Source organism: Planctomycetia bacterium (assembly GCA_015075745.1).
Lineage (GTDB): Bacteria > Planctomycetota > Phycisphaerae > UBA1845 > UTPLA1 > UTPLA1.
Genome location: JABTTW010000002.1, coordinates 245,577 through 257,458 on the forward strand (window position 1 = coordinate 245,577; position 11,882 = coordinate 257,458).

7 protein-coding genes and 1 tRNA gene are annotated in these 11,882 nt (G+C 62.3%); 2 read left to right on the forward strand and 6 right to left on the reverse strand.

The features are described from left to right. Positions 1–118 precede the first annotated feature (118 nt). Complete coding sequence (locus tag HS101_14545) at positions 119–1,150, forward strand: rod shape-determining protein (protein MBE7507486.1); 1,032 nt, start codon at positions 119–121, stop codon at positions 1,148–1,150. 108 nt (positions 1,151–1,258) lie between these two features. Here the strand turns inward: HS101_14545 and HS101_14550 are convergent, their stop codons facing one another. Next, on the reverse strand, positions 1,259–2,074 hold the full coding sequence (locus tag HS101_14550) for an ABC transporter permease subunit (protein ID MBE7507487.1): 816 nt from the start codon (positions 2,072–2,074) through the stop codon (positions 1,259–1,261). After that, positions 2,071–2,982 carry an ABC transporter ATP-binding protein gene (locus tag HS101_14555; GenBank protein ID MBE7507488.1) on the reverse strand — a complete coding sequence of 304 codons (912 nt, stop codon included), beginning with the start codon at positions 2,980–2,982 and terminating at the stop codon, positions 2,071–2,073. The genes HS101_14550 and HS101_14555 overlap by 4 nt, the downstream gene beginning before the upstream one ends. Before the next feature lie 104 nt (positions 2,983–3,086). On the opposite strand from HS101_14555, the gene HS101_14560 reads away from it, so the two are divergent. Beyond that, positions 3,087–4,874 carry an amidohydrolase gene (locus tag HS101_14560; protein MBE7507489.1) on the forward strand — a complete coding sequence of 596 codons (1,788 nt, stop codon included), beginning with the start codon at positions 3,087–3,089 and terminating at the stop codon, positions 4,872–4,874. Positions 4,875–6,177: 1,303 nt separating this feature from the next. On the opposite strand, the gene HS101_14565 is transcribed toward HS101_14560, so the two are convergent. From HS101_14565 to HS101_14580, 4 genes are all read right to left on the reverse strand, one after another. Beyond that, the gene (locus HS101_14565) at positions 6,178–6,963 is read right to left on the reverse strand and encodes a DUF3494 domain-containing protein (GenBank protein ID MBE7507490.1); all 786 of its coding nucleotides are present in this window, start codon (positions 6,961–6,963) and stop codon (positions 6,178–6,180) included. A 970-nt stretch (positions 6,964–7,933) separates the two neighbouring features. Then, positions 7,934–8,024 (reverse strand) — tRNA-Ser (locus HS101_14570). Between the two features lie 122 nt (positions 8,025–8,146). Beyond that, positions 8,147–9,241 carry a thioredoxin family protein gene (locus HS101_14575; GenBank protein MBE7507491.1) on the reverse strand — a complete coding sequence of 365 codons (1,095 nt, stop codon included), beginning with the start codon at positions 9,239–9,241 and terminating at the stop codon, positions 8,147–8,149. 719 nt (positions 9,242–9,960) lie between these two features. Further along, positions 9,961–11,619, reverse strand: a complete 1,659-nt coding sequence (locus HS101_14580) for an NAD+ synthase (protein MBE7507492.1) — start codon at positions 11,617–11,619, stop codon at positions 9,961–9,963. Positions 11,620–11,882 lie beyond the last annotated feature (263 nt).

The following is an 11,882-nucleotide window of genomic DNA, read 5'->3' on the forward strand; positions in this document are numbered from 1 at the left end:
CCGCGTCATCGTGCGCGGCCGCGCCGATTTCTTGCGGCCTCAATAACGTGGATTCGTCTCAAGCGAGTACTCTGACTACGAAGGGATACCTGCTTTGTTATTCGACTCGCTTCTCGGCATGGTCAGCGTCGATATGGGAATCGACCTCGGCACATGCAATACGCTTGTCTGTGTGCGCGGCGAAGGCATCGTCCTGAACGAGCCTTCCGTCGTCGCCGTGCGCAAAGGCACCAATCAGGTTCTCCAAAACGGAAACGCCGTCGGTCTCGTCGCCAAGGAAATGCTCGGCAAGACGCCCGGCTCCATCGCCGCCGTCCGCCCGCTCAAGGACGGCGTTATTGCCGACTTCGACATCACCGAGGCGATGCTCGGATATTTCATCCGCAAGGTGCACGGCGGCAGACGCTTCATTCGTCCGCGCGTCGTCATCGCCGTCCCATCGGGAATCACCGCCGTCGAGAAGCGCGCCGTCTACGGTTCCGCCGAAAGGGCCGGCGCGCGCAAGGTCTATCTTATTCAGGAGCCCATGGCCGCCGGCATCGGCTCCGGTCTGCCCATTGCCGAGGCCCGCGCCAGCATGATCGTCGACATCGGCGGCGGCACGACCGAGGTCGCCATCATGTCCCTCGCCGACATTTCGGTGAGCGAGTCGCTTCGCGTTGCCGGCGACGATCTCGACGAGGCCATCATCGCCCACATGAAGCGCACCTATAACATGCAAATCGGTCCGCAGACCGCCGAGCAGATCAAGATTCAAATCGGCTCCGCCGCGCCACTCGATGAAGAAGAGATGACCATGGACGTGCGCGGCCGCGACATGATCAGCGGCCTCCCGCGCAAGACCATCGTCACCAGCCAGGAAATTCGCGAGGCCCTGCGCGAGCCGATCAGCCAGGTGCTCGATGCCGTGACCCACACGCTCGAGCGCTGCGAGCCGGAACTGGCCGCCGACCTCGTCGACAACGGTATTCACCTCTGCGGCGGCGGCGCCCTGCTGCGGGGCCTCGATAAAGTGATGTCCGACGGTACCGGTTTGGAAGTCCGCGTGGTTGATGATCCGCTCTCGTGCGTCGCCCGCGGCACCAGCGTCTATCTCGAGAATCTCACCGAGTGGCGCAAGACGATGGAGACCGACGACCTGAACGTCTAATCGCGGCAGAGCCGTCAGTCTCCTTCGACAACCCAGTTTTCAGGGTGGAGTGCCCTCATGGGCGACGGTCGACCCAGTGTCGGCCGTCGTCATTTTTTTTGCGCCGACTCAGCACGCCGGAATGTCACGTCGTCGAAAGATCGCCAGACCGACAAGCCAGATGCCCAGCCCCGACCCCGGCAGAATCACCATGCTCCGCCACGCGAATACCTCGTCGCGAATAATCACCAGCGGCGCGTAGTAATGAAGAAAACTCGTAAACGCCAGCGGCTCCAGCGCCGGCCACATCGTCCGCAGAAAGTTCACGACAAATCCATAGAAGACAATGACGAACACCCACGTCACAGCCGGCCCGCGACGATTGCAGATCCCCGAAGCCGCCATCGCCAGTCCCGAAACCGCCATCACCGCCGCGCACAGGTTGCACGTCACCATCGCCAACAGGCTCATCCGCGCCGCGGTGAAGCCCGTCAACGTCACCCCCAGCTTCGCCCCCAGCCACACTCCCCAGCAAAGCGGCAGCACCATCATCACCAGCGCCAGGCTCGTCGAGCAATAAACCGCCGTCCGGCTGATCGGCAGCGTCATCAGCAGGTCGATCGTCCCGCGGTCGATCTCCCCGGCAATCACGCCGCTCGAAAGTGAAAGCGTAAACGCGACGAGCAGCGTCCACACCAGCGGATGGTTGAACGCGATACTCAGCATCCCCTCCGGCTTGGAGAGTTCCAGCACATCGGCCCCCGCCAGTGAAGCGATCAGCCGCCGAATCCACGGAACGCTCAGCCAGTTCTCCGTCTGCTCGCGCGGGAACGAGTTCAGCGCGAAATTAAAAATCACCACGAACAGCGTCACCAGCAGCATCGCCCCGCCCCACAGCAGCGCATAGTCCCGAAGCGTCCGCTTCACGATCGGCCAACTGATCATGCGCCACCCCCCCGCTGAAGCGCCGGCGCATCATTGCGGTAATACGCCGCGAACAAATCGTCCAGGTCCGGCGGCCCAATCGTGACGTCCTCCAGCCGAAGCGTCGAAAGCCACGCCGTCAGCCCGTCAATCGGCCCGGTCCAGCTCAGGTTCACCGTGCCGTCCAGCGTCTCATGTGGATGGGCGCCCTCCGGCAGCTCAAGAATGGCCGATTCGCCTTTGCGCAGCCGCAGCGTCACGCGCCGCACGGCCCGCCGCCGCAGCGCCTCGATCGTGCTGTCCTCGATAATCTCCCCCCGCCGGATGATCGCCACGTGGTCGCACAGCACTTCCACCTCGCCGAGCGTATGACTGGAAAAAAGCACCGTCCGCCCATCGCGCGCCGCCGAGCGCAGCTCATCGTGCAACGTCAATTGCACCAGCGGATCCAGCGCCGTCGTCGGCTCATCGAGAATCAGCAGCTCCGGCCGGTGCATCAGCGACGCGATCAGCGCCAGCTTCTGCTTCATTCCGCGCGAATAGGCTCGTATGCGCCGGTCGATATCCAGATCAAACCGCCCGCGCAGCCGCTCGATCTCTCGCGCCGCCCCCCCGCCGCGCGCCGCATCGAAAAAGTTCAGAAACCGCCGGCCCGTCATCCATTCATACAGCCTCACGTCGCCCGGCAGATATCCCACCTTCCGCCGAATCTCCCGCGATTGGCCGATCATGTCGAGGCCGAAGACGCTCGCTCGCCCCGCCGTCGGTCGAAGCAGCCCGACGAGGATCCGCATGGCCGTGGTCTTGCCCGCGCCGTTTGGGCCGAGGAATCCGAAGATCGTCCCGCGCGGCACGCGAAGGTTGATCCCCGCCAGCGCTTGAATCGCGCCGTAATCCTTGGCGAGCCCGTGAGTTTCGACGACGTACATGCTGCTCGCTATTCTAAGTGCGCCGCCGCGCGACCGACATCGCCAATTGTGAACGCGCCTGCGCCGGTTAATAATGTCCGTCCATCAAAGAAAGGACTCCCAAAGTGACCGCGCGACTTTTCCTCATCGGTGTCTGCCACGGCCTCCTGCTCCTGACCGGCTGCGCCCAGCCGCATCCCGACGCCAACCTCGTCGTCTACAACGCCAAAGTCTGGACCGGCGATCCCGCGAACCCAACCGCCGACTCCTTTCGAATCGAGTCCGGCAGGTTCGTCGCCGTCGGCAACGGCCTGGAGAAGGACCGACCCGCGCAGCCTGAGACACATACGAAATATCTCGATGCCTGCGGGGCTCGCATCGTGCCCGGCCTCATCGACGCACACCTCCACCTCCTCGGCGGCGGCCTGCAACTCTCGCGCATCAACCTCCGCGATGTTCCCGACCGCGCCGCTTTCATCGCCGCCATCGCCGAGCGCGCAAAGCAGACTCCCAGGGGCCATTGGATCGAGGGCGGGCGCTGGTCCACCGAAAGCTGGCCCGACCCCGCGCAGCCGACGCGCCACTGGATCGACGCCGTCACCGCCGACCACCCCGTCCTCCTCTACCGCATGGACGGCCACGGCGCACTGGCCAACTCCGTCGCGCTCAAGCTCGCAGGCATCGACGCACGCGGCCCCGCCGATCCGCGCGGCGGACAGATCGAGCGCGACCCCGTCACCGGCGAGCCAACCGGCATCCTCAAGGACGCCGCGATCGGCCTCGTGTCGCGCCGCATTCCAGCGCCGTCCGCCGAGCAGCTCGATGCCGCCCTCCAAGCCGCCATGGTCGAGGCTAACCGCCACGGCATCACCAGCGTCCACACCATGTCCGAGTATCGCGAACTCGCCCCCATCGATCGGGCACGCGATGCCGGATCGCTGACACTCCGCGTCCGTTTCTTCATCAGCCAAAACAAATGGCGGGACTACATCGATCGGGCGAAGAATCACAAGAACGACGACATGCTTCGCGTCTGCGGGTTCAAGCAATACGCCGACGGCTCGCTCGGTTCGCGCACCGCCTACATGCACATGCCCTACAGCGACAATCCGCCGGAGAAGAAAGACTGGCGCGGCCTGCCGCGCGCATTCCTCGGTGTGGATAAACCGCCTAAGCAGTCGAAGACTGACGAGGCGTGGTACTCCGAACTCGACAGTTTGTGCGAGGCCGCCGGCGGGCCCGGCCTCTCGATCGCCATTCACGCCATCGGCGATGAAGCGAACCGCGTCGTTCTGGACAAGTACGCTTACTGGTTTGGCAATCGCTTCGGCCCAGCCGAGGCGAGGGAGCAAAATCCCGACGAGGTAAGGCAGGTCATCGGTACATTCAATCCGCCCGACGGCATGCGCCTGCGCATCGAGCATGCACAGCACCTGCTCTCGGCGGACATCGATCGCTTCGGCCGGCTCGGCGTCGTCGCGTCGATGCAGCCGCTGCACAAGGCCGACGACGCCCGATACGCCGAGAAGGCCATCGGCCCGGTGCGGTGCCGGACGAGCTACGCCTTCCGCTCGCTGCTCCAAGCCGGGGCCCACGTGGCATTCGGCAGCGACTGGCCCGTCGTCTCGCTCAACCCATTCCTCGGCGCTCACGCCGCCGTCACCGCCAGGTCGCTCGACGGCGACGTCTTCGTGCCTGAGCAGCGCATCACCATTGAGGAGGCCCTGACCGCTTACACCCGCGGGGCAGCCTATGCCGCCGGCGACGAAAAATCGCTCGGCCAAATTGCCCCCAACCTCGCCGCCGACTTCGTCATCCTCGAAAGCGATGTGCTCGAAATCCCGCCCGACGAAATTTCCGGCGTTTGCGTGAAAGCCACCTACCTCGGCGGCCGGCAGGTCTGGCCGAAATAGCCGCCGGCCATCGCATTTGTACGTGCGGGCACCACTGTGCCACGCCTCGTGTTTGGCGTGCGCGGGACCGCCGGGGACGACGAAACCCAAGGTGACATAAGGAAAAAAAGAGGCCAAGGGCAAATGCAAGATCGCGCGGGCTGCGGGATTGCTGGTGGTCCATCGCCAAACGGCAAGCCGCTTCGGGGACCAGCGCGGGAGGGCACGAAACGAAGGTGACATATAGCGAAAAAGGTGAAAAAGGGGGCAAGGGGTTCACGGTGAAAGCGACGGCGGCGGCATTGATTGCGTCGGCGGTTGGTGTTGATTGCGATCGGGTATCCGGCTTTTCTGGGACCGCTTGCTGACGCGCGCGGCTCGGATCGGGGGCGCGGCGAGCGAGCAAGAACGAAGGTGACATAAGGTGACACACGCGATTTTTTTCGCTCGCAACTCTTGTGGCGGGCACGGGTTGGGGCGGTTCGCGAAAAAGGTAAAAAAAGAGGCCGAGGGGTTGAGGGGGAAGGCAAGATCGCGCGGGCTGCGGGATTGCTGGTGGTCCATCGCCAACCCACTTCGCTACGCTCCATGGGCAAGCCGGCAAGCCGCCTCGGGGACCAGCGCGGGCGCGGGATAGATGGGTTGGTTGGTTGGTTGGCATTCCATCTAGATACTTGCTCCACGCCCGCGCCTTTGGCGGGGTTCGCTGTGATGGGATTCGCGATTATTTCACGTTGTCGAGTTGCGTCGTGTCGGTTGAATTTCGCTTGGTGTCGTTGTTCATATAGCAACGCCCGCATGAGTCACAAATCCTCGGCATGCCGCTGGAATCGCAAGCATCCTGCTCGACGATCTCGCCGGAACGAACTAACCGGGATCTGCAAGGCGCTGTTTTGCAACTGGACGGCGAGGCGCTGTCGAACGCAACGACAAACGCTAACGTTTCGCGAGTCATTCATCGCGAACCCAATCGCGAAGTGGATGGGGCGCACGAACGCGGCCCCGGGTAAGGGATACAAACGCGGCCCGTTAGTTCAAGTACCGATGTGCCTTCAACAAGATCAAACTCACGCGGTTCTTCCAGCCGGTATTGGACTGCCCAAACGCAGATGACTGCGAGGTGTGGCGTGTGAGATGGACAGCCGGTCGGACATCCCACCGTTGTTCAGCTTGCTACTCACATATTTCACGATCTCCGGCTCGCGCGCAATGCGCTTGAGTTGGAGGGCCTGACCGCGAAATGCTGCCGCTATGCGGCGGAAAGCAATGGGCTGAACAACAGGCCTAGGGGACATGCATCTGTTTCAAGCTCACAATAGGCTCTTCATGCAACACTTTTGCCGATTCGCGATCGGCGTAACGTAATCAGAACGCCGCCGAACAACCCCAATGCCAGCATTCCAGGCTCCGGAATTATTGTGCATGAGGTGATATTGTTATCATCGAGTGTCACAGCGCCGTTGCGCGCCAAGGCACTTCCATAAAGGATGTTAGAACCGGTGTTCATGGTGATGCTTGTCAATGCCAGCATGTGTCCCTGGAAATCTGTCCCGGCGCCGAGCGTCGCGGAACTTCCAACCTGCCAGAACGTGCTGCATCCCGGCATTGAGCCGCCGTTTATCGTCACAACCGATGAGTTGCTCGCGGTCATGAGTGTGCTTCCGATCTGAAACACAAACTGAGCATTCGGATCGCCCAGGGCATCAAGCGTCAGTGTTCCCGTCAACTGGGCCGATGATGAGAAAGAGTAAACGCCGGGAAGGAGTGTCAGACCGCCGAGGTCCTGCCCGGTGAGATCCTGTGTGAACGCCAAGCCTGCCGCCGTATTGTACGCCGTAGTGAGATCGGTCTGCGCCTGGAGTGCGACGGCATCGGCAGAATGCTGGGTGTATGGCGGCATGATCATCCCCGGTGGAAAGCCGGTGATCGCGGTCCCTGGGCTGACTCCGAGATGTCCGCCATCGATGAGAGACGGGCCGGTGTTGGTGACCGTTGTGCCAGCCAGAACCGAAAAGTCCCCCGCAGTTCCTAAAAGGATGCCGGCATCGGCATTCAATGGGAAGCCGGTGAGAACAGCGACCGCCAACAAAATGTGGACTCGAAGACTCATTTCCCGTCTCCCTTTTTGAATTGGCGCTCATTGCCGCCGGGGGGGCCGGACGAAACGCTCGCCCACCTCCGTCGCGCGCACTTGAGCTTCAAGAATCAAAAAAAAACGACGCGCAGAATACCAAAGGGCGTTCCGCTGCGTCGGCTTACTCGCCAACTGGCCACCCGAATCGGCCGGGCCGCCCTTTGTCGTGTCTTCCGAATAGCCAAAATCAAATACGAGATTGTTTTGGCCCTTGATATTTTTTAATCGGTTCCCAGGATTATGCCATCAATGCGTAGTACTGTCAATGCCATAGGTATTCCATTATCTCTTGAGCTGAATTGGTGGAGGACATAAAGATTCAGGTATCTACCCGATGCGCGACGATTGTTCGCTCGAAACATGCTTGGTATAAAGACTTATCACTCGGCAATGCCTGAATCGTAACAGCTTCCGGCTGTAGTGTTTCACGCCAAATGAGACAGTTTGCCCATCGGTTATCGTGATTGTTTCTCCGAGTCCCCCCAGGGAGAACCAGCTTCGAAGGTTCCCCCTCGGACTCCTGTTCCTTGAGCTTCCATCTCTCCTCGGGGGAGGCTTTGCCGGGGAGGAGCAGCGCTTCGGCATCCGCGTCATCTGCGATCGATAGCGACCGTTTACGCTTCCGACTCGACAATGCGCCGCCGGCGGGATGTGACTACGCACGCCCCATTTTTCGCGACAATAGGTATGCACCCACTCGGCGTCGTAGTCAGTGTCGAGGACAGTGCCAGCGTTCGGGCACTTTTTTCTTGGGGGGCGCACACCGGACTGGGAAGTCCCGGACAGACGACCTGGGAAAATGGAGAGGCCTGCGCCCTGCGATAAGGGTCTGGTTCGGCACAGTTCCGGCACAGTGCACTGTGCCAAGCGACGGTCTCCGGCGAACGAGGGACCCCCGCGCAAATTATTGAGGCGAACGCACTTGCGGCGTCCGCTTGTCACAAATCGGAGAGGGGGGGATTCGAACCCCCGGTACGGGTATTAATCCGTACAACGATTTAGCAAACCGTCGCTTTCAGCCACTCAGCCACCTCTCCATCGTGGCGGCGCGCCGGCCGGTTTTCGGGCGGGCGAGCCGTGGATGAAGGATCGTAAGACATGGCCGGACGCGCGGCAAGTCCAGTGGGCGGCACACAAGAAATACCTGCCCGGCGCCGGGTCATTTGCCTCCCGGCGAGCTTGCGAGCCTGCTCGAATCCTCCCATGCGGCGGTGATTTCTTTGCCGATGACGACGGGCCAGTCGGCTTTCGGCCGCGACTTGATCTCGGCCAAGAGGGCGAGTTGCCGCGGCGACAGGAACGGTTCGGCGGACTCGTGCTTGCCCAGTGCGGCGTTGACGCGCGCTGCCTGGAGCGGCGTCATCGGCACGTGGCGAAGCGGCGTCTGGAGAAGGTAATACTTCGGCTCCTTGTCGGGCCGGACCTTTTCGTCGGAGCGTACGGCAGCGTCGCCGACGGTCCTTTTCGCAGCTCTCAATTGAGCGTCCGACCGGGCGAAGACCTTGCTGGCGCACTTCATCGACTTCGCCTCGGAGAGCAATTTGTCATACGGCAGGCGGCCCGGGTCGAACTCCACCTCGACGACTTCCAGACCATCGACAAAGCCGGGCATCGTGGCGACGACGCCGTCGAGCCGGCCGAGTGCGCCCTCGCCCTCCCAGAAGCAGTGCATGGCGAAGGTGGCCTTCTCGATCTTGCCCTTTCGCGCGCCCGTCTCATCGGCCAGCAGTCGCAGGTAGGCGGGGACGCGGCCGCCGGACTTCTCGACGGCCTTGCACATCGCGGAGGCGAGGCCGGCGACGGTGTAGTCCTCGGCGACGCGGTCGGTGAGCGGCTTCTTGTCGGCGGTCATGATCCGCACGACGGGGTTGTTCCACGCCGGCTCGCTGAAGAGTTTGAGCGTGCGCTCGTCGTCGCCCTTGATGTTGTTGTAGATGCAGACCGGGGTGAAAAGCGTCTCGGCCGCCTCGACGATGAGGGGGTGGCTGAGGACCTGGCCGCCGTAGTTGACACAGGTGCTGCAGCCGGGTACCTCCTGAAAGAGGACGAGGAGGGGCTTGTCGTCGGCCTTGGCCATGGCGGCGGCGGACTCGAAGCCGCGAAGCCAGGCGACCTTGCCGAGCTCGGGCGGGTTTTTACTGGCGGCCTTGGCCGGTGCGGCGAGCGCGTCCGCCGGGCCATCTGCGAGACAGGTTTTCGCAGAGCTGGTTGTCATGAGGAAAAAGATGCCGGCGAGGGTGAGACAGATACGCATTTCGAGATACCTCCGGAGCAGTTGCACGCCGGCAGGTTGGATGCCGGCCCGGCGAGATTGTAACGGGAGACGATGGTTGGCGGGATGCGGCGATTCGGTTTCGCAGCGCCGACTTGCGCGCAAGTCGTGCAAAATCGAAGGTGACATAAGGTGACACAGCGCTCTGGAAAAACGTGCCAACGCTTGTGGCGGGCATGGGTTGGGGCAGGTCGCGAATCTGGCGATTTTTGAAAAAAGTAGCCCCGAAAAACGTAGTAGGATATTCGCGGAAATGATGAGCTCGTGCTGAACATGGCTGGATCACCTCCTGCATGTCTACACTTGCTCGTCGTGCGCGCCTTTTCATTTAATTCAGGAGCGACTGCACCGATCGCGGCCACGGCCTGAAGGGCGGACGCGGGTTGGTGGTCCAGACTCGTCCGTCCTCCGGATGGAAGTGAAATGGGGGCGTCGTATTTCAGTGACTCAAAGTCACTGGCTACCATCGTGCGCCCTGACGGGCGAAGGCAGCAAGTAGTTCTTGAGCGGCTGCGAGATTCACATCTCGCACCGAGCGACATGGGAATTGTTCCCAAGTTTAGTTTTCCCGTGCGGTGGTTGCCGGTTGGGTTGATTCCGTACGGTCTTTTTCATACGCGAGGATGTCGAAGCACACCCTCGCTGGCGCTTCGGGCTGGTTTGCGGAGGCGTCTCGCGTCGGGTCGGAGCACCGAACCAATTCACGTCGGGAACTTCGCCGCGATCGGCATCCTTCGTCCGACGCCGAAGGCGCGGCTCGTCACCTTCAGGCCTGTCGCCGCCTGCTTGCGCTTGTACTCGTTGAGATCGACCTTGCGGACCACGTCGCGCACCACCGACTCGTCAAAGCCCTGCCGGATGATGTCGGCCACCGACTCCTCCTTCTCAACGTATCGCTGCAGAATAGCGTCGAGGGTGTCGTAGGGCGGGAGCGATTGCTGGTCGTGCTGGTCGGGGCGCAGTTCGGCCGAGGGCACCTTCGTCAAACTGGAAGCGGGAATCACCTCGCGCCCCTTGAGCCGGTTGTAGCGATGCGACAGTTCATAGACCATCGTCTTGGGCACGTCGCTGATCACCGCCAGCCCGCCGCACATATCGCCGTAGAGGGTGCAGTAGCCGACGGCCAGCTCGCTCTTGTTACCGGTGGTGAGCAGGAGCCAGCCGAACTTATTGGAAAGGCTCATAAGGACGTTGCCGCGAATCCTCGCCTGTACGTTTTCTTCCGTGATGTCCGGTGCCCGCCCGCGAAACGGGACTTCCATCGCCTCTTCCATCGCCAGATGCATCGGCTCAATGGCGATGGTCTGAAGGTCAATGGCCAGATTGCGTGCCAGGGCCTCGGCATCGGTGAGGCTGTGGTCGCTGCTGAAGCGCGACGGCATGGCCACGCCGTGGACGCGATTGGCCCCCAGCGCCTCGACCGCCACGCAGGCCGTCAGCGCCGAGTCGATGCCACCGGACAGACCGATGACCACGTCGGTAAACCCGCACTTGCGGACGTAATCCCGCGTGCCGAGCACCAGGGCCTGATAGACGGAGTCATGGTCCGACGGGTAGTCCGTTCGAACGGCGTCGGGAAGCTTGGCGAGATCGACGACGACGATCGCTTCTTCAAACGCCGCCGCACGCGCCGCCACGGCGCCCTGCCCGTCAAAGACGCAGCTTGCCCCGTCAAACACCAGTTCATCGTTGCCGCCGACCTGGTTGACATAGACGATCGGCCTGCCGAGCAGCCTGGCCTGACCGCCCATCAGTCGTTCGCGCAGGGCCTGCTTGCCGACGGTAAAGGGCGAGGCCGAGGCATTGACGACGAAATCGACATTCGCCTTCTGCAGCTCGTTGATCGGAGAATTCTCGTAAAGCTGGTGACCGAGGGTCTGTTTGTCGTTCCAGAGGTCTTCACAGATCGTGACGCCGATCCGCCAGGTGCGGCCGCGGGACTTCAGCTCGACCACGGTCGCCCCGCCGGCCGGCTCGAAGTAGCGATGCTCATCGAAAACGTCGTAAGTCGGCAGGAGCGACTTGCATGCCTCGGCGACCACCTCACCGCCGCGCAGCAGCGCGAGACAATTTCGCACCCGTCGCCCGACCGGCTTCTCGCTCGGCCGCACGTAGCCGACCAGCACCGCCGGGCCGTCGCGCAATTCAGATGCCAACTGACGAAGCGCGGAAACGCTGAGCTCGATGAAGCTTGGCTTGAACAGCATATCCTTGGGCGGGTAGCCGCAGATGGTCAATTCCGGAAACAGGACCAGCTCGGCGCCGGCCTCCGCGGCTCGGCGCACCGCCTCGACCACGCGCCGACAGTTGCCTGCCACGTCGCCGACGATGGGGTTTATTTGTGCAAGTCCAACTTTCATGTCGCATGATGATTCTAGCGGTCGCAAGTCCGCTCCCATAGAGGGTTTCCGGCTTGTCTGTCAGAGGGCCGATGCTTACAATGAGTGTGCGAGTCAGAATTGAAGCACATGGGACAGGCTCCTACCTTGTCTGACCGTCGACTCAAGTCACCGCCGGCCCCTTCCGACCACGGCCGCCCCTTGGCGCGCTGCCGTCCTTAGGCGCGTTTTGAGTCGATCCGCCGGTAGCACTGCCCGCCCATCAATCGTTCACCGAGCCGTGG